The organism is Streptomyces parvulus (assembly GCF_014648855.1).
GTDB lineage: Bacteria > Actinomycetota > Actinomycetes > Streptomycetales > Streptomycetaceae > Streptomyces > Streptomyces parvulus.
The window spans coordinates 149440-170095 of the sequence record NZ_BMRX01000011.1; the positions used below are offsets into that span (position 1 = coordinate 149440).

18 protein-coding genes are annotated in these 20656 nt (G+C 73.7%); 5 read left to right on the plus strand and 13 right to left on the minus strand.

Annotated features, from left to right (window positions below; translation table 11 throughout):
• Positions 1-41: 41 nt before the first annotated feature.
• Positions 42-932, plus strand: coding sequence for a sulfotransferase family protein (locus IE108_RS22885; RefSeq protein ID WP_064730288.1), 891 nt, complete (start codon positions 42-44; stop codon positions 930-932).
• Here IE108_RS22885 and IE108_RS22890 read toward each other — a convergent pair.
• Positions 920-3325: a bifunctional salicylyl-CoA 5-hydroxylase/oxidoreductase gene (locus IE108_RS22890; protein WP_064730287.1), complete on the minus strand. Its 2406-nt coding sequence runs from the start codon at positions 3323-3325 to the stop codon at positions 920-922. The genes IE108_RS22885 and IE108_RS22890 overlap by 13 nt on opposite strands.
• A 2-nt stretch (positions 3326-3327) precedes the next feature.
• Positions 3328-4155 carry an enoyl-CoA hydratase family protein gene (locus IE108_RS22895; RefSeq protein WP_064730286.1) on the minus strand — a complete coding sequence of 276 codons (828 nt, stop codon included), beginning with the start codon at positions 4153-4155 and terminating at the stop codon, positions 3328-3330.
• Between the two features lie 187 nt (positions 4156-4342).
• Between IE108_RS22895 and IE108_RS22900 the strand changes: the two genes are divergently transcribed.
• Positions 4343-4828 carry an ATP-binding protein gene (locus tag IE108_RS22900; protein ID WP_064730285.1) on the plus strand — a complete coding sequence of 162 codons (486 nt, stop codon included), beginning with the start codon at positions 4343-4345 and terminating at the stop codon, positions 4826-4828.
• On the opposite strand, the gene IE108_RS22905 is transcribed toward IE108_RS22900, so the two are convergent.
• The 3 genes from IE108_RS22905 to IE108_RS22915 form a co-directional block, all read right to left on the minus strand.
• A complete protein-coding gene (locus tag IE108_RS22905; protein WP_064730284.1) occupies positions 4785-6227 on the minus strand; it encodes an amino acid permease in 1443 nt (480 codons plus the stop codon). The two genes, IE108_RS22900 and IE108_RS22905, sit on opposite strands and share 44 nt — an antisense overlap.
• A gap of 103 nt (positions 6228-6330) precedes the next feature.
• Positions 6331-7338, minus strand: a complete 1008-nt coding sequence (gene argF / locus IE108_RS22910) for an ornithine carbamoyltransferase (protein WP_064730283.1) — start codon at positions 7336-7338, stop codon at positions 6331-6333.
• Between the two features lie 74 nt (positions 7339-7412).
• Positions 7413-8636: an arginine deiminase gene (locus IE108_RS22915; protein ID WP_064730282.1), complete on the minus strand. Its 1224-nt coding sequence runs from the start codon at positions 8634-8636 to the stop codon at positions 7413-7415.
• Positions 8637-8802: 166 nt separating this feature from the next.
• Here IE108_RS22915 and IE108_RS22920 point away from each other — a divergent pair, with 166 nt between their 5' ends.
• A complete protein-coding gene (locus tag IE108_RS22920) occupies positions 8803-10089 on the plus strand; it encodes a cation:proton antiporter (protein ID WP_064730281.1) in 1287 nt (428 codons plus the stop codon).
• Between the two features lie 27 nt (positions 10090-10116).
• Here the strand turns inward: IE108_RS22920 and IE108_RS22925 are convergent, their stop codons facing one another.
• The 8 genes from IE108_RS22925 to IE108_RS22960 form a co-directional block, all read right to left on the minus strand.
• Positions 10117-12666, minus strand: coding sequence for a polynucleotide kinase-phosphatase (locus IE108_RS22925; protein WP_064730280.1), 2550 nt, complete (start codon positions 12664-12666; stop codon positions 10117-10119).
• On the minus strand, positions 12663-14141 hold the full coding sequence (locus tag IE108_RS22930) for a 3' terminal RNA ribose 2'-O-methyltransferase Hen1 (protein WP_064730279.1): 1479 nt from the start codon (positions 14139-14141) through the stop codon (positions 12663-12665). Before IE108_RS22930 ends, IE108_RS22925 begins: the two co-directional genes overlap by 4 nt.
• Positions 14142-14298: 157 nt before the next feature.
• Positions 14299-15222, minus strand: coding sequence for an LLM class F420-dependent oxidoreductase (locus IE108_RS22935; RefSeq protein WP_064730278.1), 924 nt, complete (start codon positions 15220-15222; stop codon positions 14299-14301).
• 52 nt (positions 15223-15274) lie between these two features.
• Entirely contained in the window at positions 15275-15745 is a 471-nt protein-coding gene (locus tag IE108_RS22940; protein ID WP_064730277.1) for a DUF6099 family protein, read from the minus strand.
• 200 nt (positions 15746-15945) lie between these two features.
• The gene (locus tag IE108_RS22945) at positions 15946-16290 is read right to left on the minus strand and encodes a nucleotide pyrophosphohydrolase (protein ID WP_064730276.1); all 345 of its coding nucleotides are present in this window, start codon (positions 16288-16290) and stop codon (positions 15946-15948) included.
• Positions 16287-17441 (minus strand): AAA family ATPase, encoded by a 1155-nt coding sequence (locus IE108_RS22950; protein WP_064730275.1) that lies wholly within the window; start codon positions 17439-17441, stop codon positions 16287-16289. Before IE108_RS22950 ends, IE108_RS22945 begins: the two co-directional genes overlap by 4 nt.
• A gap of 95 nt (positions 17442-17536) precedes the next feature.
• Positions 17537-17929: a cell division protein SepF gene (locus tag IE108_RS22955; protein ID WP_064730274.1), complete on the minus strand. Its 393-nt coding sequence runs from the start codon at positions 17927-17929 to the stop codon at positions 17537-17539.
• Between the two features lie 96 nt (positions 17930-18025).
• Positions 18026-18490, minus strand: coding sequence for a DUF7144 family membrane protein (locus IE108_RS22960; RefSeq protein ID WP_064730273.1), 465 nt, complete (start codon positions 18488-18490; stop codon positions 18026-18028).
• A gap of 272 nt (positions 18491-18762) precedes the next feature.
• Between IE108_RS22960 and IE108_RS22965 the strand changes: the two genes are divergently transcribed.
• Positions 18763-20055 (plus strand): chloride channel protein, encoded by a 1293-nt coding sequence (locus IE108_RS22965; protein WP_064732005.1) that lies wholly within the window; start codon positions 18763-18765, stop codon positions 20053-20055.
• An 80-nt stretch (positions 20056-20135) separates the two neighbouring features.
• A complete protein-coding gene (locus IE108_RS22970) occupies positions 20136-20597 on the plus strand; it encodes a potassium channel family protein (RefSeq protein ID WP_064732006.1) in 462 nt (153 codons plus the stop codon).
• The last annotated feature ends 59 nt before the right edge of the window (positions 20598-20656 follow it).

The following is a 20656-nucleotide window of genomic DNA, read 5'->3' on the forward strand; positions in this document are numbered from 1 at the left end:
TCCGACCCTCTTCTCAGGTTTCTCACCTACCGTGCGGACGCATGAGTCTCGCGCGCAACTTGAACCGGGCCCTGACCGTCACCACCGGCCTCCAGGTGCGAAGAGCACCCCGGGCGGTGAAGGAGAAGCCCGCCGCACCGACGGCGGTGGAGGCGCGGCCCGCGGCCCCCTACCGATGTCCGTCCCCCGAGGAACTGCCGGCCGAGCGGCTGGTGCGCGGCCCGGTCTTCATCATCTCCTCCATCCGTTCCGGCTCCACCCTGCTGCGGATGATGCTGGGCGCCCACCCGCGGCTGCACGCCCCGCACGAACTGCACATAGGCAAGCTGGAGGTCACCTGCGCCAACTGGTTCTCCGAGCGGGCGATGGGTGAACTGGGCCTGGCGCGCGGCGACCTGGAGCACCTGCTGTGGGACCGCGTCCTGCACCGCGAACTGACCGGCTCGGGCAAGGACTTCGTGGTCGAGAAGACCCCGGCCAACGTCTACATGTACCGGCGCCTGAAGGACTGCTGGCCCGACGCCCGCTTCGTCTTCCTGCTGCGCCACCCCGTCTCCACGGCCCGCTCCTGGCACGAGACCGACCCGGTCAAGCGGCCGTACGACACGGCCGTCACCGACGTGCTGAAGTACCTGACGGCCGTCGAGGAGGCCCGCGCGGCCGACGCCGAGGGCTTCACCGTGCGCTACGAGGACATCACCGACGACCCGGAGCGCGAGATGCGCCGCCTGTGCGCGTTCCTCGGCGTCGACTACGCCCCGGCCATGCTCGACTACGGCGAGAAGAGCGACGGCGAGCTGGTGAGGGGGCTCGGCGACTGGCGCGACAACATCCGCACCGGCACCGTCCAGCCGGGCCGGGCGCTGCCCGCGGCGGACGAGGTGCCGGAGCGGCTGCGCCCGGTCTGCGAGGCGTGGGGCTACGCCTCCTGAGACCCGCCGTGCAGCGTGAGCCGGGGCCGCGGGGCGTCGGTGCGCCCGGTGCGCGGCGGACGGCTGCCCGCCCGGTACGGCGCCGGCCAGCGGGCACCCGGCCCCTCGTACCCCTGCTCGGCGGCGGCGTGCAGGGTCCAGTGCGGGTCGTAGAGGTGCGGCCGGGCGAGGGCGCACAGGTCGGCGCGGCCGGCCAGGATCAGCGAGTTGACGTCGTCCCAGGAGGAGATCGCGCCCACGGCGATCACCGGGACGCCCGCCTCGTGGCGGATGCGGTCCGCGTACGGCGTCTGGTACGACCGCCCGAACTCGGGCCGTTCGTCGGCCACGACCTGCCCCGTGGACACGTCGACGGCGTCCACGCCGTGCGCCGCGAAGGCGCGGGCGATCGCCACGGCCTCCTCCGGCGCGGTGCCGCCCTCGGCCCAGTCGGTGGCGGAGACGCGCACGGTCATGGGCCGCTCGCCGGGCCACACCGCGCGTACGGCGTCGAAGACCTCCAGCGGGAAGCGGAGCCGCTTCTCCGGGGAGCCGCCGTAGGCGTCGGTGCGGCGGTTGGTGAGCGGGGAGAGGAAGCCGGAGAGCAGGTAGCCGTGGGCGCAGTGCAGTTCGAGCAGGTCGAACCCGGCCCGGGCGGCGCGCACCGCGGCGGAGGTGAACTGCTCGCGGATGTCGGTCAGTTGCGCCCGGGACAGCTCGCGGGGCGTCTGGCCGTCCGGCCGGTAGGGCAGCGGCGAGGGCGCCACCAGGGGCCAGTTGCCGTCGGGCAGCGGCTCGTCCATGCCCTCCCACATCAGCCGGGTCGAGCCCTTGCGCCCGCTGTGCCCGAGCTGGACGCCGATCGCGGTGCCCGGCGCGCTCGCGTGCACGAAGTCGGTGATCCGCCGCCACGCCTCGCCCTGCCGGTTGGTGTAGAGGCCCGCGCAGCCCGGGGTGATGCGGCCCTCCGCGCTGACGCAGACCATCTCCGTCATGACCAGGCCGGCGCCGCCGAGGGCGCGGGCGCCCAGGTGGACCAGGTGGAAGTCGCCGGGGACGCCGTCGACGGCCGAGTACATGTCCATCGGGGAGACCACGACGCGGTTGCGCAGGGTGAGGTCGCGCAGCCGGAACGGGGTGAACATCGGGGGCGTGCCGACCGCGCAGCCGAACTCGCGCTCCACGGAGCCGGTGAACCCCGCGTCGCGCAGCCGCAGGTTGTCGTGGGTGACCCGGCGGCTGCGGGTGAGCAGGTTGAAGGCGAACTGCCGGGGCGGCTGGTCCACGTACCGGGCCAGGTCCTCGAACCACTCCATGCTGGCCTTGGCCGCGCGCTGGGTCGAGGCGACCACGGGCCGCCGCTCCTCCTCGTAGGCGGCCAGGGCCTCGGCGAGGGAGGGCCGCTCCTCAAGGCAGGCGGCCAGCGCGAGGGCGTCCTCGACGGCGAGCTTCGTGCCGGAGCCGATGGAGAAGTGCGCGGTGTGGGCGGCGTCGCCGAGCAGGACGGTGTTGCCGTGCGACCAGCGTTCGTTGACCACGGTGCGGAAGGTGGTCCAGGCGGAGTTGTTGGAGCGCAGCGGGCGGCCGCCGAGGGCGTCGGCGAAGATCTTGGCGCAGCGGGCGGTGGACTCCTCCTCGCCGAGTTCGTCGAAACCGGCCGCCCTCCAGACCTCCTCGCGCATCTCGACGATGACGGTGGAGGCGTCGGCCGCGTAGGGGTAGCCGTGCAGTTGCATCACGCCGTGCTCGGTCTCGGCGATCTCGAAGCGGAAGGCGTCCAGGGCGAAGTCGGCGGCCAGCCAGATGTAGCGGCAGCGGTGGCCGGTGACGTGGGGGCGGAAGACGTCGCGGAAGGCTTCGCGGGTGGCGCTGTGCACGCCGTCGGCGGCGACCACGAGGTCGTGCGTCCGCGCCAGCTCGGCGGGGTCCGGGGCCTCGGCGCCGAAGCGGAGCCCGACGCCGAGGGCGCGGCAGCGCTCGTGCAGGATCTCCAGGAGGCGGCGGCGGCCGAGGGCCGCGAAGCGGTGTCCTCCGGAGGTGTGGCGGTGGCCCCGGTGCACGATGTCGATGTCGTCCCAGCGGACGAAGTGGGCCTTCAGGGCCGCGTAGACGTCCGCGTCGGCGTGTTCGATGCCGCCGAGGGTCTCGTCGGAGAGGACGACGCCGAAGCCGAAGGTGTCGTCGGGGGCGTTGCGTTCGTGGACGGTGATCTCGCGGTCGGGGGCGAGGCGTTTGAGGAGGGCGGCGGTGTAGAGGCCGCCGGGGCCTCCGCCGACGACGGCGATGCGGTGGGGGTGGTTGAGGCTGTCGGACGGCTGCGGGTGCGTGGGGGCTGGTCGCGCCCCGCGGCGGAGCCGCACATCGGCACGGTCCCGCGCCCCTTGGGTTGGCATGCTCCCCTGCGCCGAGAACATCTCTACCTCCCTCGCCACTTCGGGGGGCGTTTCTCCGTGAAGGCCGCGTGGAATTCCGCGTAGTCCTCGCCGTTCATCAGGAGGGCCTGGGTGGAGGCGTCCAGTTCGACGGCGGCCGCGAGGGGCATGTCCAGTTCGGCGGTGAGGAGGGCCTTGGTCTGGGCGTGGGCGAGGGCGGGGCCGTCGGCGAGGCGGCGGGCGAGGGTGCGGGCGGCCTCGTCGGCGCGGCCCTCGTCCGTCAGCTCGCTGATCAGGCCGATGCGCTCGGCCTCGGGTGCCCGCACCGCGTCGCCGAGCATCAGCAGCCGGGTGGCGTGGCCGAGGCCCACGACGCGGGGCAGCAGGTAGGCGGCGCCCATGTCGCCGCCGGAGAGGCCGACGCGGGTGAAGAGGAAGGCGAAGCGCGTGGACGGGTCCGCGACGCGGAAGTCGGCGGCCAGGGCGAGGACCGCGCCTGCCCCGGCGGCGACGCCGTGCAGCGCGGCGATCACGGGGAAGGGGCACTCCCGTACGGCGCGCACGACCTGGCCCGTCATCCGGTTGAAGTCGAGGAGCCGGGCGGTGTCCATGGAGAGGGTGGCGCCGATGATCTCGTCGACGTCGCCGCCGGAGCAGAAGCCGCGGCCCTCGCCGGCCAGGACCAGGGCGCGGACGGACCGCTCCCGGGACAGCTCCGCGAGCAGGTCGCGCAGGTCGGCGTAGGCCTCGAAGGTGAGGGCGTTGAGCTTGTCGGGGCGGGCGAGGGTGACGGTGGCGACGCCGTCGGCGCGCTCGACGCGCAGGTGCCGCCAGTGGGGGGTGGGAGCGGCGGAGCCGGTGAAGGGACTCATGACGGGCGGGGCCTCCTAGGGCGGGCACGGCCTCACTGAGCGTGGTGTCTCGCGGCCCTTCGAAGTTATCACCGTTCCGTGACCGTCGTCACGAGGGCGCGATACTTCCGTCCCTCACCGTGGGGCCGAAGGTCCCGAGGGGTGCCCGTCGAACGGCCCTGACGGGTGCGCCGTACCATTCATACGGTTGAAAGCAGGACAGGACGCCCTGCTCCACGAAACGGACCCAGCCGTGCAAGATCGCTCCAAAGCTCCCGCCTCCTGGCGCATCGCGCTGCCGCACTCCGCCGCGGCGGTGCCGGTGGCCCGCGCCCTGGTGCGCACGGCGCTGGCCGAGCTGGAGCACACGGCGGACGGCGACACCGCGGAGCTGCTGACGGCGGAGCTGGTGGCCAACGCCGTCGAGCACACCGCGGGCGGGACGCCGATCGAGCTGGTGGTGGAGCTGATGCCGACCGGCTGCCAGGTCGAGGTGCACGATCCGGACCCGGTGCCGCCCGCCGACCTCACCCGGCCGGGGATGGAGCCGCCCGACCCGTGGCAGGAACACGGGCGCGGTCTGCTCCTGATCCGCGCCCTCAGCTCGTCCTGCGGTCACCGGCCCACCGGCTCGGGCAAGGCGGTCTGGTTCAGGCTTCCTGCGGTACCCGCTCCGCGTCGCTCTCCGGAGTGACCTCCGCGCGCGCCAGGCGGGAGTGCCGGCGCCCGTAGGCCGAGTACACCAGCAGGCCCACCGCCAGGAACACCGCGAACTGCAGCCAGGTGGCGCCGCCCGTCTCGTACATCAGGTAGAGGCAGAAACCGACACCCAGCAGCGGCGTCACCGGGTACAGCGGCACCCGGAAGGTGCGGGCCAGGCCGGGCTCGCGGCGGCGCAGGGCCAGCACGGAGACGTTGACGGCGGCCATGGTGGCGAGGGTGCCGATGGTGCACAGGTTCACGACCGCGTCCAGCGGTGCGAAGGCCGCGGGGAGGGCGAAGACCGCGCCGACGATCAGCGTGCCGGCGACCGGGGTGGCGGTGCGCGGGGAGACCTTCTCGAAGACCCGCGGGATCAGCCCGTCCCGGGACATCGACATCAGGATGCGGGTCTGGCCGTACATCACGGCGAGCACCACCGAGGCGATGGCGACGACCGCGCCGAAGGCGACCACGCCGCCGCCGACCGTGGAGCCCGTGACCTCGTTGACGACGTAGGAGAGCGCGGCGGGCCGGTCGCCGACCGCGTCGCCCCCGACGGCGCCGATCGCGGACACGGCGACCGCGCAGTAGAGCAGGGTGACCAGGCCGATGCAGACCAGGATGGCGACGGGGATGTCCCGGCGCGGGTTCTTGGCCTCCTCGCCGGCCGTGGTGATCGCGTCGAAGCCGATGTACGAGAAGAAGGCGGCCGTGGTGCCGGCGCCGATGCCGCCGAGGCCGGCCGGTGAGAACGGGGTGAGGTTGCCGTCCTTGAAGGCGTAGAAGCCGATGGCGCAGAAGGCGAGCAGGACGGCCAGCTTGAGGACCGCCATCGCGGCGGTGGCCCGGGCGCTCTCCCGCACGCCGCGCACCAGCAGGACGCAGGCCAGGGCGATGACGATCACCGCGGGCAGGTTGACCGCGCCGCCGTCGCCGGGGCCGGCGGACAGGGCGTGCGGCAGCTGGACGCCGAGGACGCTGTCGAGCAGCTCGTTCACGTACTGGCTCCAGCCGACCGCGACCGCGGAGACCGAGACGCCGTACTCCAGGAGCAGGCACCAGCCGACGAGGAAGGCGGTGCGCTCGCCGAGCCCGGCGTAGGCGAAGGAGTACGAGGATCCGGAGACCGGGATCGCGCCGCCCAGCTCGGCGAAGGCGAACGCGGTGAAGACGCAGGTCACCGCGGCGAGGACGAAGGAGACGACGACGGCGGGACCGGCCTCGGCGACCGAGTCGGACAGGCCGACGAAGATGCCGGTGCCGACGATCGCGCCGACGCCGAAGCAGACGAGCTGGAACAGCCCCATCGTGCGCCGGAGGCCGTGGCCTTCGCGGTCGGCGCCGGATTCGGCGACGAGGGCGTGGGGGGACTTGATGCGTGCAGCGGGCATTGCGGGTGGTGCTCGTTTCTGGTGGTGCGGGGGCGCGACGGTGGTCGCGCCGACGGGCTCCGGAAGGGGTGGCTCCGGGACCGCCGGACAGCTTAGGGCCTGTTCAGGCGAGGGTGGCCACGAGGACGGCCTTGATCGTGTGCAGCCGGTTCTCCGCCTCGTCGAAGACCACGGAGTGCGCGGACTCGAAGACCTCGTCCGTGACCTCCAGGGATTCCAGGCCGTAGGCCTCGAAGATCTCCTGGCCGACCTTGGTGCCCAGGTCGTGGAAGGCGGGCAGGCAGTGGAGGAACCTGACGTCCGGGTTGCCGGTGGCGCGCAGGACGTCCATGGTCACCGCGTAGGGCGCGAGGGCCTTGATCCGCTCGGCCCAGACCTCCTTGGGCTCCCCCATGGAGACCCAGACGTCGGTGACGACGAACCCGGCGCCGCGCACCCCCTCGTACACGTCCTCGGTGAGGGTGATCCGCGCCCCGCTGGACTCGGCCAGCTTCCTCGCCCGGTCGACGACCTCCTGAGCGGGCCAGTACGCGCGCGGGGCCACGATCCGCACGTCCATGCCCAGCAGGGCGCCGGTGACCAGGTAGGAGTTGCCCATGTTGAAGCGGGCGTCGCCGAGGTAGGCGAAGGAGGTCTCCGGCAGCGGCCGGCCGGAGTGCTCGGTCATCGTGAGCACGTCGGCGAGCATCTGGGTGGGGTGCCAGTCGTCGGTCAGGCCGTTGTAGACGGGGACGCCGGCGAAGGCCGCCAGCTCCTCGACCTTGGCCTGGCTGTCGCCCCGGTACTGGATCGCGTCGAACATGCGGCCCAGGACGCGGGCCGTGTCCTTCACGGACTCCTTGTGGCCGATCTGCGAGCCGGCCGGGTCGAGGTAGGTGGTCGAGGCACCCTGGTCGGCGGCGGCGACCTCGAACGCGCAGCGGGTGCGCGTCGAGGTCTTCTCGAAGATCAGCGCGATGTTCCGGCCCCGCAGGTACCGCGTCTCGGCCCCCGCCCTCTTCGCCGCCTTCAGCTCCGCGGCCAGCTCGACCAGACCGCGGAACTCCTCCTGGGTGAGATCCAGCTCCTTGAGGAAGTGGCGGCCGGCGAGGGCGGTCGGGACTGTCGCCATGGGGCGCTCCAGAGATGCGGGGTCGGGACTGACTCCTGGAAGTCTATACGACCCTATGAATTTCTATACAGCCGCTACACCGGCCCCCGCTCCACCGGGCAGCTCATGCACCGCGGACCGCCCCTGCCCCGGCCCAGCTCGCTGCCCGGGATCTCGATCACCTCGATGCCCCGCTTGCGCAGGTGGGTGTTGGTGGTGGCGTTGCGCTCGTAGGCCACCACCACGCCGGGCTCGACGGCCAGGACGTTGCACCCGTCGTCCCACTGCTCGCGCTCGGCCGCGTGGACGTCCTGCGTCGCGGTCAGGACCCGGATCTCCCCCAGCCCGAGCGCGGCGGCGATGGCGCGGTGCATGTGCTCCGGCGGATGGTCGGTGACCTTCAGCTCCTTCTCGCCCGTCCCCGGCTCGATCGTGTAGGAGCGGAGCATGCCCAGCCCGGCGTACTGCGTGAAGGTGTCGCCGTCGACCATCGTCATCACCGTGTCGAGGTGCATGAAGGCACGCCGCTTGGGCATGTCGAGGGCCACGATGGTGCGGGCCGAGCCCGCGGCGAACAGCTTGTGGGCGAGCATCTCGACGGCCTGGGGCGTGGTCCGCTCGCTCATGCCGATGAGCACGGCGCCGTTGCCGATGACGAGGACGTCGCCGCCCTCGATGGTCGAGGGGTAGTCCGCCTGCCCCTCGGACCACAGGTGGAAGGTCTCGTCGCGGAAGAGCGGGTGGTGCCGGTAGATCGCCTCGAAGTGGACCGTCTCGCGCTGCCGGGCGGGCCAGCGCATGGCGTTGATGGAGACCCCGTCGTAGATCCAGGCCGAGGTGTCCCGGGTGAAGAGGTGGTTGGGCAGCGGTCCGAGCAGGAAGTCGTCCAGCTCCATGGCGTGGAAGCGCACGGAGGTCGGCTCCGGGTGCCCCTGGAGGAACTCCCGTTTGGTCATGCCGCCGACCAGCGCCTCGGCGAGTTCGTGGGCGGGCAGGTTCTCGAAGGCGGCCCGGAGATGGTCCGTGGCCAGCACTCCGTACTCCTTCTCGTCGAAGACCCGGTCCAGGACGAGCCGGCGGGCCGCCGGGACGTCCAGGGTCTCGGTGAGCAGGTCGCCGAAGAGGTGGACGGCGACACCGCGGTCGCGGAGCACGTCCGCGAACCCGTCGTGCTCGGCGCGCGCCCGGCGCACCCAGAGCACGTCGTCGAAGAGAAGGGCGTCCTTGTTGCTGGGGGTGAGCCTTTTGAGCTCGAGATCCGGCCGGTGCAGGATGACGCGGCTGAGCCGCCCGGCTTCGGATGCGACGTGGAATCCCATGCCTCCATCCTGACCAATCGGGGGCGCGTTCACCCCCCGCTTCCGCGTGCCCGTGGCCACAGTGCGCCCTCGCGGTGCACCCGTGCGACGCCGGGGCGACGCCGGGATTCCGCGTAGACCGGAGCGAGGGCCGGAGCACCCGGCCACGTGCCAAGGGGGAGTCCGGTTGAGTCCCGACGCGATGATCGCCCACTTCACGGGAGCCTCGGCGCTGATCCTGGTGGCCGCGCACGCCGGCGGCCTGCTGGCCCGGCGGCTGCGCCAGCCGCGCATCGTGGGGCAGCTGGCGGCGGGGATCGCCCTCGGCCCGTCGCTGCTCGGCGCCGTGGCCCCCGGCGTGTACGCGGCCCTGTTCCCGGCGGCGATCGGCCCGGCGCTCACCGGGTTCGCGCAGTTCTCGCTGGTGGTCTTCCTGTTCGCGGTGGGGTACGAGCTGGATCCCGCGGTCCTCGGCGACCGGGCGCGCACGTCGCTGGTCGTCGCCCTGGCCTCGTTCGCGGTGCCGATGGCCGTGGGGTGCGTGGGCGCGCTGCTGTTCCGGGACCCGCTGCACCGGCTGGGCCTGGCCCGGGAGCCCTTCCCCGCCGCCGTGCTCTTCGCGGGCATCGCGCTGTCGATGACGGCGGTGCCGGTGCTGACCGCGATCGTGCGGGAGAACGGACTGTCGCGTTCGGTGCCCGGGGTGGTGGCGGTCTCGGCGGCCGGGATGCTGGACGCGGTGTGCTGGGCGGTGCTGGCGGCCGCGTTGCTGAACGGCGGTGCGGCGGACGCCTCCCTCGGCTGGCCCTGGCGGGCCGCGCTGGCCGCCGGCTTCGTCACCGCGATGGCGCTCGCCGCCCGGCCTCTGCTGCGCCGGCTGCTGTGGCGCACGCGCCTGGAGCCGTCGCTGCGGCTGGCGCTGCTCATCGGCTTCGCGCTCGGATCGGCCTGGGTGACGCACTCCCTGGGGCTGCACGTGATCTTCGGTGCGCTGCTCGCCGGGGTGGTCGTCCCGAGAGAGGAGGACGGCACCCTCGACCCGGATCTGCTGCGTCCGCTGCACGAGGTCGGTTCGCTGCTGCTGCCGTTCTTCTTCGTGCTCTCGGGGCAGGCCGTGGCCCTGGACGGCATGACCGGCGGCGGCTGGGCCGCGCTGCTGGTGGTGACGGTGCTCGCGGTCGTCACCAAGGTCGGCAGCGGTACGGCGGCGGCCCGGCTGAGCGGACTGGACCGGCACGAGGCGCGCACGGTGGGGGTGCTGCTCAGCGCGCGCGGCCTGACCGAGCTGATCGCCCTGGGCGCCGGCCTGGAGGCGGGACTGCTGAGCGGTCAGCTCTACACGGTGCTCGTCCTGATGGCGCTGGCCACCACGCTGCTGACCCAGCCGCTCCTGGTGCTGACCCGCCGGCCGGCCGCCCGGGACCGTCCCCCGGTCCCGGCGCCGGAGGCCGGGGTGCGGCCGAAGGCCGGGTGACGCGGCGCCGCCGCCGCGCCATCCGGTTCACAGTCGCGGGTCCACCGGCTCCGACTCCAGCGCCAGCACCCCGAACACCGCCTCGTGCACCCGCCACAGCGGCTCCCCGTCCGCGAGGCGGTCCAGCGCCTCCAGGCCGAGGGCGTACTCGCGGACGGCCAGGGACCGCTTGTGGCCGAGGAACCGGCCGCGCAGCCGGGCGAGGTGGTCGGGGCGGGTGTACTCGGGGCCGTAGATGATCCGCAGGTACTCCCGGCCGCGGCACTTGATGCCCGGCTGGACCAGGCGGCCGCCCGGGTCGCGCACCAGGGCGCCGACGGGCTTGACGACCATGCCCTCGCCGCCCCGGCCAGTCATCTCCAGCCACCAGTCGACGCCGGCCCGGACCGACTCGGGGTCGCCGGTGTCGACGTACAGCCGCCGGGTGGTGTGCAGCAGCCCGGTGCCGTCGTGCTCGACGAGGCGGTCGATGAGGGCGAGTTGCCCGTCGTGCGGCAGGGACGCGAGGCTGCGGCCCTGGGCGGCCAGGATCTGGAACGGAGCGAACCGGACGCCGTCCAGGCCGTCGGTGGGCCAGCAGTAGCGGCGGTAGGCGTCGGTGAAGGCGGTGGCGTCGGCGGACCGCTCGCGCTGCCGGTCGAGGAGCCCGCCGACCTCGACGCCGCGCGCGACGGCACTCTCCAGCGCGGCCAGCGCGCCCGGGAACACCGCGCCGGAGGCCGCGCCCACGGCGGCGTACTGGGAGCGCAGCAGCCCGGACGCCTTGAGGGACCAGGGCATCAGCTCGGCGTCGAGGAGCAGCCAGTCGGTGGACAGCTCGTCCCACAGCCCGGCCGCGCCGATCGCCGCGCGCAGCCGGTCCAGGATCTCCTCGGCCAGGGCCGCGTCGTCGAGGAACGGGCGGCCGGTACGGGTGTAGAGGGAACCCGTGGGCCCGTCCACCCCGAACCGGGCGCGGGCCGCGTCCGCGTCGCGGCACACCAGCGCCACCGCCCGCGAACCCATGTGCTTCTCCTCGCACACGACGCGGTCCACGCCGTCGGCGGCGTACTGCGCGAACGCCTCCTCGGGGTGCTCCAGGTAGCCCTCCACCGACGAGGTGGCGGTGGGTGCCATGGTCGGCGGGAGGTACGGCAGCAGCCGCGGGTCGGTGGCGAAGCGGCTCATGACCTCCAGGGCCGCCGCCCCGTTCTCCTCGCGCACGGTGATGCGGCCGGCGTGCCGGGTCTCCACCACCCGGCGGCCCTGTACGTCGGCCAGGTCGAGCGGCCGGCCGTCGTGCCCGCCGGGGGCCTCGGTGCGCAGCGGCTTCACCGGCTCGTACCAGACCCGCTCGGCCGCCACGTCGACCAGCTCGCGCTCCGGCCAGCGCAGCGCGGTGAGCTTGCCGCCGAAGACGGCGCCGGTGTCCAGGCAGATGGTGTTGTTGAGCCAGGTCGCCTCGGGGACCGGGGTGTGGCCGTAGACGACGGCCGCGCGGCCCCGGTAGTCCTCGGCCCACGGGTAGCGCACCGGCAGCCCGAACTCGTCGGTCTCGCCGGTGGTCTCGCCGTAGAGGGCGTGGCTGCGGACCCGGCCGGAGGTGCGGCCGTGGTACTTCTCCGGCAGACCGGCGTGGCAGACCACGAGCCGGCCGCCGTCGAGGACGTAGTGGCTGACCAGGCCGTCGATGAACTCCCGGACCTCGGCGCGGAACTCCTCGCTCTCGCCGGCCATCTGCTCCACGGTCTCGGCGAGTCCGTGGGTGTGCTGGACCTTGCGGCCCTTGAGGTGGCGGCCGTACTTGTTCTCGTGGTTGCCCGGGACGCACAGCGCGTTGCCCGACTTCACCATGGACATCACGCGGCGCAGGACGCCGGGGCTGTCCGGGCCGCGGTCGACCAGGTCGCCGACGAAGACGGCGGTGCGGCCGTCGGGGTGGACGCCGTCGGAGTAACCGAGCCTGCCGAGCAGGGCCTCCAGTTCGGCGGCGCAGCCGTGGACGTCGCCGACGATGTCGAAGGGGCCGGTGAGGTGGGTGAGGTCGTTGTACCGCTTCTCGGTGACGACGGTGGCGTGCTCGGCCTCCGCCGCGCCGCGCAGGACGTGCACCTTGCGGAAGCCCTCGCGCTCCAGGTGGCGCAGGGACCGGCGGAGTTCGCGGGTGTGGCGCTGGATGACCCGGCGGGGCATGTCGGCGCGGTCGGTGCGGGTGGCGTTGCGCTCGGCGCAGACCTCCTCGGGCACGTCGAGGACGATCGCGATGGGCAGCACGTCGTGCCGCTTGGCCAGGTCGATCAGCTGACGGCGGGCGTCCTGCTGCACGTTGGTGGCGTCGACGACGGTGCGGCGGCCGGCCGCGAGCCGCTTGCCGACGATGTAGTGCAGGACGTCGAAGGCGTCCCGGCTGGCGCTCTGGTCGTTCTCGTCGTCGGCGACCAGGCCCCGGCAGAAGTCGGAGGAGATGACCTCGGTGGGCTTGAAGTGGCGCCGGGCGAAGGTGGACTTGCCGGAGCCGGAGGCGCCGACCAGGACGACGAGGGAGAGGTCGGTGACGGGGAGGGTCCGGGCCCTCGCGGTGGTCTCGGTGGTGTTCACGCGGCCTTCGCCTCCTTCTCGGTCACGTCGGTCGTGGTCCTGGTGGTGAACACGGCCATCTGCGTGGGCGGGCCCACCTCGGGGTCGTCGGGGCCGACGGGGCGGAACCCGACGTCGTACCCGTGCCGTTCGGCGATCTTCGCCGCCCAGGTCCGGAACTCCTCGCGGGTCCACTCGAAGCGGTGGTCGCGATGGCGGACGTGGCCGGCCGGGAGGGTCTCCCAGCGCACGTTGTACTCGACGTTCGGCGTGGTGACGACGACGGTTGCGGGGCGGGCGGCGCCGAAGACGGCGTACTCCAGGGCGGGCAGCCTGGGCAGGTCGAGGTGTTCGATCACCTCGCTGAGGACGGCGGCGTCGTAGCCCTTGAGCCGCTTGTCCGTGTAGGCGAGGGAGCCCTGGAGGAGGTTCACCCGCGCGGCCTGCCGCTCGCCCATGCGCTCCAGCCCCAGCCGGCGGGCGGCGATGGCGAGCGCGCGCACCGACACGTCCACGCCGGTGATCCGGGTGAACCGCGGCTCCTTGAGCAGTTCGCGCACCAGGTGGCCCTCGCCGCAGCCGAGGTCGAGGACGCGGGCGGCGGCGTGGTCGGCCAGCGCGGCGAGTATCGCCTCGCGGCGGAGCACGGCGAGCGGGGTGGGCCGGTCCTCCTGCTCGGTCTCGGCGGCGACGGCGTTGTCGATCTCCTCGACGTCGCTGTCGTCGGTCTCCGCGAGCCGCAGCAGCTCCAGCCGCTCCATCGCCTCGCGCGTCAGGGACCAGCGGCGGGACAGGTACCGGCTGGTGATCAGCTTCTGCTCGGGGTGGCCGGGCAGCCAGCCCTCGCCGGCCCGCAGCAGCTTGTCGACCTCGTCCGGCGAGACCCAGTAGTGCTTGGCGTCGTCGAGCACCGGCAGCAGGACGTACAGGTGGCGCAGGGCGTCGGAGAGGGTGCGGGTGCCGGACTCCAGGACCAGGCGGACGTAGCGCGAGTCGCCCCACTCGGGGAACCGGGTGTCGAGCGGCACGGCCTCGGCGGTGACGGCCCAGCCGAGCGGCTCGAAGAGGCGCCGGACGAGGCCGGGTCCGCCGCGGGCGGGCACCGCCGGGACCTCGACGCGCAGCGGCAGCGGCTGGGCGGCCCGCTCGGGGAGGGCCCGGCACACCCCGCGCATCGCGCTGGAGAAGACGTTGCCGAGCGCGACGGCGAGGAGGGAGGAGGCCGCGTAGGGGCGGTCGTTGACGTACTGCGCGAGGGCCGCGTCGGGGGCGCCGCCGTGGCCCTTGCCCTTGCCGCGCCTGACCAGCGCCACCGCGTCGACCTCCAGCAGCAGCGCCGCCGTGCAGCCGCCCTCCTCCGCCTCCGGGTAGAACACGTGGGCCGTGCCGAAGGAGGTGGAGAACGCCTGCGCCTTGTCGGGATGCTTGTGCAGCAGGAAGCCGAGGTCGGTCGCGGGGTGCTCGGGGGTGCCGGTGGTGGTGATGGTCAGGAACATGCTGGGGGCCTCTCCGGCCGGTGGACGCTGACGGGCGCCGTGCGTGCCGGAGCCCCCGGGGTCGGTGATCCCGGGGGCTCGGCAGGACGACGGTCACACCATCGCACAGGGCGGGTGACCGGCGCCTTCGGTTATCGGGGCGGACGGTGGCGGGGTGTCAGGACAGCTGCGCCTGCACCTGGGAGGAGATCAGCTCCAGGTGGTCCAGGTCGTCGAGGTCCAGGATCTGGAGGTAGATCCGCCGGGCGCCGACGGCGGCGTACCGGCCGATCTTGTCGACGACCTCGGCCGGGGAGCCCGCCAGGCCGTTGGCCTTCAGCTCGTCGACCTCGCGGCCGATCGCGGCGGCACGGCGGGCCACCTCGGCGTCGTCCTTGCCGACGCAGGCGACCAGGGCGTTGGAGTAGGTGAGGGCGCCGGCCCCGCGGCCGGCCTCCTCGGCGGCGGCGCGCACCCGGCCGAACTGCCGCTCGGTGTCCTCGACCGAGGCGAACGGCATGTTGAACTCGTCGGCGTACTGCCCGGCCAGGCGCGGGGTGCGCGTGGCTCCGTGGCCGCCGATGAGGACGGGCACCTTCGGCTGTGCGGGCTTGGGCAGCGCGGGCGAGTCGGTGAGGTCGTAGAACTTGCCGTGGAAGTCGAAGGTCTTGCCGGTCTCGGTGGCCCACAGGCCGGTGACGATGGCCAGTTGCTCCTCCAGGCGGCCGAGCTTCTCCTTCGGGAAGGGGATGCCGTACGCCTTGTGCTCCTCCTCGAACCAGCCGGCGCCCAGGCCCAGCTCGATCCGGCCGCCGGACATCTGGTCGACCTGCGCGACCTGGATGGCGAGGACGCCGGGCAGCCGGAAGGTGCCCGCGGTCATGAGGGTGCCGAGACGGATGCGCCTGGTCTCCCGGGCGAGGCCCGCGAGGGTGATCCAGGCGTCGGTCGGGCCGGGCAGGCCGTCCGAGGAGCCCATGCGGAGGTAGTGGTCGGAGCGGAAGAAGGCGTCGAAGCCGAGGTCCTCGGTGGCCTTGGCGACGGTGAGCAAGGTGTCGTAGGTGGCCCCCTGCTGGGGCTCGGTGAAGATGCGGAGATCCATGCGTCCCATCCTGCCTGCTCGGCCGGGGTGCGGGGGTCAGGCTCTCCCGGTGCTAGCCGGCCTCCCGCGCGGGCAACCCGGCGTCGCGGTCGGTGAGTTTGCGGAGCATCTCCAGGACCCGGTCGCGGGATTCGTCCGCCGCGTCGATCGCTTCCACGCAACTCCAGTAGGTGGCCTCGTCGTCGGCGGCGCAGGCTATGCCCACGAGGGCTATGCCGGTCTCGCCGAGCAGGGTGCCGAGGCGCATCAGGGTCTGGCGGGCGTCGCCCAGCTCGGTGAGCTGGGCGGCGCGCAGCTCGCCCGGGCCCAGGTCCGGGGTGTGCAGCACCCCGCAGCCGCGGCCCGCCAGTTCGGTCAGGCCGATGGCCTCGCCGCGCAGTTCCGGTGGGCCGTGGACGGCGAGGCGGCTGCCGATCGCCTGGGCCAGGGCCTGCACCTGCCAGACCTCGGTCAGTACGTCCGGCACCTCGCCGCCGGCCGCCAGGGCACGCCCACTGGTCACGATGAGCCGCACAGCGTCCATGCGCTGCCCCCGTCTGTTTCCGACGCGCGCGCGGCGCGTCCGCCCGAACTCCGTTGTTCACTACCCAGAGTGAAGGCGTGTGGGGCGAAAAGCCAGAGGAAGGCGGAAATCTTCGGACAACATCTGGATAACTGGCCGGATTTTGACTTCGGAGAGTGATAACGGAGTGGTCGACTCCTCCGCACTCGGGGGTCCCGCGGTCAGTCGTCCCGCGCTTCCGGGGCGGGGAACCTCGACTCGTTCCGCTCGATCTTCGCCGCGAGCGCGGCCAGCGGGTCGACGTCCAGCACCTCGCAGAACTGGAGCAGGTACGCCAGGACGTCGGCGACCTCGTCCCGGACGCGGTGCGCGGTGTCCGGGTCGGCCATGACGGCGGCCGACTGCTCGGGGGTCAGCCACTGGAAGATCTCGACGAGTTCGCCGGCCTCGACGCTGAGCGCCGCGACGAGGTTCTTGGGGGTGTGGTACGGCTGCCAGTGCCGCGCGGCGGCGAACTCGGCGAGCCTGCGCTGCAGTACGGCGAGGTCCTGGGGGTGATCGGTCACGGGTCCAGGTGTACCACCGTGACGCCATCGGTCCCCGCCGTCCACGAGGCATCGGCGACCGCTCCGACGAGGCGGATGTGCCCGCGGTCGCACATCCGCGCCGCCAGCCGCAGGAGTTCGGCGCGCTGGCGCACGTCCAGGCCGCGGTCGAAGCCGTCGGCGAGGACGGTGAGGGTCTGGAGGGCGGCTGGCACCTCGCCGGCCGGGTCGACCTCCAGCACCCCGGGCCCGGTGAACAGCACAAGGGCGAGGGCGAGGTAGCGCAGTTCGCCGTAGCCGAGCCGGCCCAGGCCGGTGCGGACGCCGTCGCCCCGGTCGAGGAGGGCGCGGACCACGCCGCCGACGACGGGCTCGGCCAGCACGTCCGCGACGGGCCCCGCGCAGCCGGTGCGCACCGCCGCGACGAACTGGGCGTGCCGCCGCGCGCACTCGGTGCGGGTGCGCCACAGCACGTCGGCGAGGTTGTCGCAGCCGCCGAGCAGGCGCCCGGAGCCGGTCGGCACGGGCTCGCGCATCCGGCCGGGCCGGGGATCGCAGGCGAAGACGGAGCGCAGGGCGACCACCATCTGCTCGGCCGCCGCCAGCACCCTGCGCTGCCCGTCCGTCTTGCCGGCCACCCGCAGCGGCAGCAGCGGGGTGCCGAGCCGGTCGTCCGGCAGCGGGGCGCGCGTCACCGGCGCCGAACCGGCCGTGTGCCAGGCGGCCTGCACGGCACGCCGGCCGGGGTCGCGCAGGGCCGTCTCCAGCAGCACGACGTCGTCCGCCGACAGCCGCTCCCCCACGACGCGCAGTTCGGGCTCCACCTGCACGGCGACGTCCAGGTGCACCGGGCCCTCGGCGCCGTCGGCCGTGCAGCCGATGCGGAAGCCCCGGCGCCGCTGGGCGTCGGGACGGGCGCGTTCGGGCACGCAGGCCGGGGCGTCGGGAAACACGGCGCCGAGTTCCGCGCCGCCGCCGAGCCGGGCCAGGGCGTCGTAGGCGCGCAGCGCGCTGGTCTTCCCGCAGCCGCTGGGGCCGGCGAGCAGGGTGAGCGGCCCGAGCCGCAGCACCGTGCGCCGGTGCCCCGCGAAGGCGGACAGCCGCAGCTCCGTGACGCGGGGCCGGCCGGTGGGCGGTGCGACGGACGCCGTCGACGCGGGTGACGCTGCCATATGCGGACCGTAGGACTCCGCCGCAGGGCGAACCGTTTTGCCCGGAGTGCGTTCCTACGATCGGGGGACGCCGCCGTCAGGGCCGGGCGGCGCCGTCACACCCCGGGGGCCCCGACGGCGTCCTCCATCAGCCCGTTGACCTCGGTGCCCGCCGGGCTCAGCAGGAAGACGTTGCGGTCGACCCGGTGCATGCCGCTGGCCAGGCCGAAGACGACGCCGGTGCTGAAGTCGAGGACGCGCTTGGCGACATCGCCCTCCGCGCCGGTCAGGTCCAGCAGGACGGGGATGCCCGCCATCAGGGTCTCGGCGACCTCGCGCGCGTCCGCGAACACGTTGACCCTCAGCACCACGAAGCGGCGGCGCCGCTCGGTCGCCGCCTCGGGCATCGCCCGGTGGCCGACCGCCGAGGGCCAGGCGTCGCGTCCGCGCAACGGAACGACCTGGGCGAGCCCCTCCCACTGCTCATCGGTGACGTCGTGGCTGTTCACCGGCTCCCCCGCATTCCACTCGCCGTTATTGCCTGCACCAGCCAATTCTTACGTCAAGTCACCCGTTCGGCCCAACTGCGACACGGTACGCGAGGCTCATACCCGGGAGGTGGCGTCCTGACGGCTGGCCAGGGCCCAGATGACGAACACGTCGATCGCCATCATGATCACCGACCAGACGGGCGCGTACGGCAGGAACAGGAACTGCGCGATCAGGCTCAGCGAGGCGATGACGATGCCCGCGACCCGTGCCCAGGCCATGTCCTTGAGCAGGCCGTAGCCGGTGACGAGGACGAGGGCGCCCAGGACGACGTGGAGGATGCCCCAGCCGGTGAGGCTCATCTCGTAGACGTACGTGCCGATGCGGGCGTACACGTCGTCCTCGGCGATGGCCGCGATGCCCTGGAGGACGGCGAGGGCTCCGTTCAGGAGCAGCAGTACGCCGGCGAAGACGACGCCGCCCGCGGCCCAGCCGCCGGGCCGGTCGGCGGGGCGCTGGGACCAGGTGCCGTCGCCGCCGTGGGACGGGCGGCCGGGAGTGGGTTCGGCGTGCTGGCTCATGTGCGCGGTCCTTTCTGCGGGTCCCCCGTACGGGCCTCGGCCCGCCGGCACCGGCATGGCGCCGCCGGGGTTCCGAGCGTGCGGGGCGCCGGGCCCCCCGGCCACGCGGGTCCGCCGTACGGGTGAACGGCGCTCCGGCGTGCGCGTGCGGCGGCGCGCCCCCTCGCGTTAACTGAGCGGCACCCGCGGGAGCGGACGAAGGAGGGCACGTGACGAGTCGGCCGGCGCCGGCGAACGCCGTCCCGGGCCGGGCCGAGCAGTCGCTGCGGCAGATGCTGCTGAGCCCCGGCTACCGGCGGCTGTTGCTGCTGTGCGTACTGCTGGGGGTGCCGATCGCGCTGGCCTGCTTCTTCTTCGTCGGCCTCCAGCACCAGTTGCAGCACTGGGTGTGGACCTCGCTGCCCGAGGCCGCGGGTTACGACACCCCGCCCTGGTGGTGGCCGTTGCCCGCGCTGGTGCTGGCCGGGCTGGTCCTCGCGCCGATCGTGACGCGGATGCCGGGCGCCGGCGGGCATCTTCCGGTGAACGGCCTGGGCGGACCGCCCGTGGGGCCCAAGGCGCTGCCGGGCGCGGTCCTGGCCGCGCTGGCGACGCTGCCGCTCGGTGTGGTGCTGGGTCCCGAGGCCCCGCTCATGGCGGTCGGCAGCGGACTCGCGCTGCTGGCGGTGCGGCGGGCCGGGGCGGGCGGCGACCAGCGGGCGGGGGCGATCCTCGCGACGGCGGGGTCAACGGCCGCCATCTCCACCATCCTCGGCGGTCCGGTCGCCGCGGCCGTGCTGCTCATCGAGGGCGCGGGACTGGCCGGGGCGCAGATGGTCGTCCTGCTGCTGCCCTGTCTGCTGGCCAGCGCCACCGGCTCCCTGGTCTTCACCGGGTTCGGCCAGTGGACCGGCCTGAAGATCGGCGCGCTCGCCCTGCCCGACCTGCCGCCGGCCGCCAACCCGGACGCGGGCGACTTCCTGTGGGGCGTGCCGACGGCGGCCCTGATCGCCGTGCTGATCACGCTGGCCCGCGAGCTGGGGCACCGGACCGTGTCGTGGACGCGCCGCCACACGGCCGTGCGCACGGTCGCCTGCGCCACCGCGGTCGGCGTGTGCGTGGCCGCGTACGCGCTGATCACCGGCCGTTCCCCGGCCGAGGCGGCGCTCTCCGGGCAGGCCGCGCTGGCCCAGCTCGCGGCCGACCCGCACGCCTGGCCGGTGGGCGCGCTGATCGCCCTGGTCGCGTGCAAGGGGCTGGCCTGGGGCATCGCGCTGGGCAGTCTGCGCGGCGGTCCGATCTTCCCGTCGGTGCTGCTGGGCACGGCGACGGCGATGGCCTGTTCCGGGCTGCCCGGCTTCGGCGTGACCCCGGCGCTCGCGCTGGGCGTCGCCGCCGCGGCGGCCGCGGTGACGGGGCTGCCGCTGTCCAGCGCGGTCCTGGCGGTGCTGCTGACGGGCGGGGACGCGTACGACCAGATGCCGCTGATCGTCACCGCGTCGGTGGTCTCCTTCATCGTCTCCCAGCTGGTGCGGCGCACGGAACCGGAGACCGCGCCACGGCCGGCGACCGGGGCCGCGGCGTGACCCGGCGCCCGCGCGCCCCCTCCGCCGACGCCCGGCACCCCGTCCGGTCCTGGACCGTGTGGACCTGTGCCGCGGTGGCCATGGTGGTCGCCTACTTCCTGCTCCCGCTCGATCGGCTGGGCCCGGAGCGGCCCGTGCTGAGCTGGGTGCTGTTCGGGGTGCTGCTGGGCGTCGTGGCCGCGCTGCTGCTCCGGCAGATCCACCACGTCCTGGCGGAACGCCTCGACACCAACCCGGGTGTGGTCCTCCCGCTGCTGATCGTGCTGTCCGTGCACATCTTCTCGGCCACGTACTACGCCCTCGCCAAGGAGCCGGGCGAGTTCACCGGCCTGCGCACCCGCGTCGACGCGCTCTACTTCACGGTGGTCACGCTCGCCACGGTCGGGTACGGCGACATCACCCCGAGCGGGCAGTCGGCGCGGATCGTGACGCTGCTCCAGATCGCCTACAGCTTCGTGTTCCTCACGGCCGCCGCGACCGCGCTCAGCACGCGGGCCCGCGCCATGGTGATCCGGCGCACGGAACGCGACCGGACCGGCTGAGGTGCGTTTCCGCAGCCCCGGGGCGTTTCGGGCGCACTGCCGCCGGCCGGGGCCCGCTT

What these genes read in the sequence shown, in the direction of transcription:
- IE108_RS22950 (WP_064730275.1), bottom strand. Translation starts at nt 17,441, where the DNA reads ATGGCAGCGTCACCCGCGTCGACGGCGTCCGTCGCACCGCCCACCGGC.
- IE108_RS22960 (WP_064730273.1), bottom strand. Translation starts at nt 18,490, where the DNA reads ATGAGCCAGCACGCCGAACCCACTCCCGGCCGCCCGTCCCACGGCGGC.
- IE108_RS22930 (WP_064730279.1), bottom strand. Translation starts at nt 14,141, where the DNA reads ATGTTCCTGACCATCACCACCACCGGCACCCCCGAGCACCCCGCGACC.
- IE108_RS22905 (WP_064730284.1), bottom strand. Translation starts at nt 6,227, where the DNA reads ATGCCCGCTGCACGCATCAAGTCCCCCCACGCCCTCGTCGCCGAATCC.
- IE108_RS22895 (WP_064730286.1), bottom strand. Translation starts at nt 4,155, where the DNA reads ATGAGTCCCTTCACCGGCTCCGCCGCTCCCACCCCCCACTGGCGGCAC.
- IE108_RS22885 (WP_064730288.1), top strand. Translation starts at nt 42, where the DNA reads ATGAGTCTCGCGCGCAACTTGAACCGGGCCCTGACCGTCACCACCGGC.
- IE108_RS22890 (WP_064730287.1), bottom strand. Translation starts at nt 3,325, where the DNA reads ATGTTCTCGGCGCAGGGGAGCATGCCAACCCAAGGGGCGCGGGACCGT.
- IE108_RS22965 (WP_064732005.1), top strand. Translation starts at nt 18,763, where the DNA reads ATGCTGCTGAGCCCCGGCTACCGGCGGCTGTTGCTGCTGTGCGTACTG.
- IE108_RS22940 (WP_064730277.1), bottom strand. Translation starts at nt 15,745, where the DNA reads ATGGACGCTGTGCGGCTCATCGTGACCAGTGGGCGTGCCCTGGCGGCC.
- argF (WP_064730283.1), bottom strand. Translation starts at nt 7,338, where the DNA reads ATGGCGACAGTCCCGACCGCCCTCGCCGGCCGCCACTTCCTCAAGGAG.
- IE108_RS22935 (WP_064730278.1), bottom strand. Translation starts at nt 15,222, where the DNA reads ATGGATCTCCGCATCTTCACCGAGCCCCAGCAGGGGGCCACCTACGAC.
- IE108_RS22915 (WP_064730282.1), bottom strand. Translation starts at nt 8,636, where the DNA reads ATGGGATTCCACGTCGCATCCGAAGCCGGGCGGCTCAGCCGCGTCATC.
- IE108_RS22970 (WP_064732006.1), top strand. Translation starts at nt 20,136, where the DNA reads ATGGTGGTCGCCTACTTCCTGCTCCCGCTCGATCGGCTGGGCCCGGAG.